At 63.2% G+C, this 2,091-nt stretch carries 1 protein-coding gene and 1 pseudogene; one reads left to right on the top strand and one right to left on the bottom strand.

Annotated elements, in window-relative coordinates:
* Positions 1-135 precede the first annotated feature (135 nt).
* A complete protein-coding gene (locus ACWGLC_RS17740) occupies positions 136-945 on the bottom strand; it encodes a recombinase family protein (RefSeq protein ID WP_406899774.1) in 810 nt (269 codons plus the stop codon).
* Positions 946-1,303: 358 nt separating this feature from the next.
* Here ACWGLC_RS17740 and ACWGLC_RS17735 point away from each other — a divergent pair.
* Positions 1,304-2,091: pseudogene (locus tag ACWGLC_RS17735) on the top strand (hypothetical protein); the annotation flags it as partial.

Here is a 2,091-nt window from a genome sequence, read left to right as displayed (position 1 = left end):
GCCGTCATCGACGCGATCAACGCAGGGTGACACTAAAACTTGTGGAAGTCAGGTCGGAGAGCGCAGAACTGCTTGTACGCATGATCTCGGAGTCGTAAAGCTCTCCGACACTTCGCGCCCTTCCCAGCAGGTTAGCTACGGCGTTACACGAGTGGCCCCTTCGCCAGCTCTCTGGAGAGCCCGATAGAGCGTCGATCGGCCCACTCCTAGGTCTCGGGCGATTGCCGACGGCCCCTCCCCCGCTTCGATGCGGGCGCGGGCATTGTCGACCTGCTCGTCGGTCAGGACGCGCTTGCGTCCCTTGTACTTACCCTTCGCCTTGGCGATGGCGATGCCCTCAGCCTGGCGTTCACGGATGATGGCCCTCTCGAACTCGGCGAACGCCCCGAGCAGTGACAGCATCAGATCCGCTCGAGGATCCTGGGCACCAGCAGCGTAGGTGGCCCGCTCGTGGACGAACTCCACGCTCGCGCCCTTCGCGGTGATCTCGCCGACGATCTGCTTGAGATCGACCAGGGAACGGGCGAGTCGGTCCATCGAGGCGACCACCAGCTCGTCACCGTCCCGGAGATACCTGATGCACTCTTCGAGCTTCACGCGATCGGCACGCGAGCGTGCCGACTGTTTCTCGATATAGACCCGGTCGCACTCCCCCACCGCCTCGAGCTGGCGCGCCTCGTTCTGATCGGCGGCCGACACCCGCACGTACGCCACCCGCTGTCCGCGAGGACGCGAAGCTCGGCGAGCCGGCTTCGGATCCGTCTTCGGCTTTCGTTTCGGGTTCTGCTCGATGATGTTCTCCGAGTCCGTTGACTCCACCCGAAAGTTCCAACCCAACTCGTCCCGGCGGCGGAACCGAGTCCGCACCTTCCCGCGGCTGACGATGAGCACCTCCTCGCCACCGTCACCCGAACGGTTCAGCAACGTCCCGATCCGATCAGCCATCGAAGACCCTTTCAGCCGGAATCTGTATCAATAGATCCTAGACCCCACGGTGTGACCTTCAACTTCGTTTGGCGGGTTCTCGCAGGTTTGGTTGGCGGGTCAGGTGAGCACGGTGACGAGCGTGTAATCGACCCCGTGTCGGCCCTCAGCCACCGTGTCGGTTTCTCACTTGGATGTCGTACGGCCTGCAGGGATCTGTCATCTACGCATTGCGGCGGAGAGAGGCGGGGCTCGCCTGCACGGCTTTAGTCGGGGCGTATCCAACCTCTGCTGATGTGAGCGTGATACGTTCCCGCCACAGGTAACCTCGCGCCCGGTGGCTTCGCCCACCGGTCCGCCTAGTGCGTGGGGCTCATCAATGAATTCCGGAAGCACGGCCCGAGTTATTCAAGTGCTCGTGGGCCATGAAATTTTCGAAGACGGAACTCTCCGCCCGCTTCATGTAGGCGATGTCGTCAGCGTCAGACTCTCTTTGGTCACATCAGCGGTTGCCAGCAGGCCGGGTACGACCACCTACCGCGTCACGGTGCAGCCCAAGTTCGGACAGGCCCCCTGGCAAGAGCGGGACGAGACCCTACGGTGGCCGTTCGAGGTCACCGGTAACGGGTGGACCGCCACGTGGCACCACCACCGCCCGGCTGCCGGTTTGACGCATGTGACCGGTTTCCTCACGCCTAACTTTCACCACTCAGTGCCGGGCCGGCCGGGCGTGGTCACGGGCAGAGTGCGTCGGCTCCAACTTGTCGAGCGCCAAGCCAGGAGAACCGGCAACTCGCACGACTACGTGCCGGGGACCGAACGGCTGACTGACTTAGGTGCGTCGCCGGATCGATACTGGCCGAAGTGGTTCCACTTCGCCGAGCACGGCGAGATAGAAGAAAGCGGCGTCTTGGTCGATCTCGACTTGGACGATGTTGCCGACGATTCGTATCGATTCCAGGCCGGCGATGTCGCAGCGCACGGCGCTGACTTGTGGGTCATGGACGACTCCGCCCCCGTCCTGCTGCACCTGGACCGCTCCCACGCTTCTTCCAGACTGACCGAGTACGTACTGCCGTTGGCATTCGAACCGCCGGTTGAGCCGCCCGGTTTGGACCGTTCCCGTCTTGGTGGACACTCCGAGATGAGCGGTGAGTTCCCCCGAGA

The organism is Dietzia sp. NPDC055877 (assembly GCF_053615975.1).
Note: the sequence above shows the minus strand (reverse complement) of the source record. Positions and strands in the feature narration are given on the sequence as shown.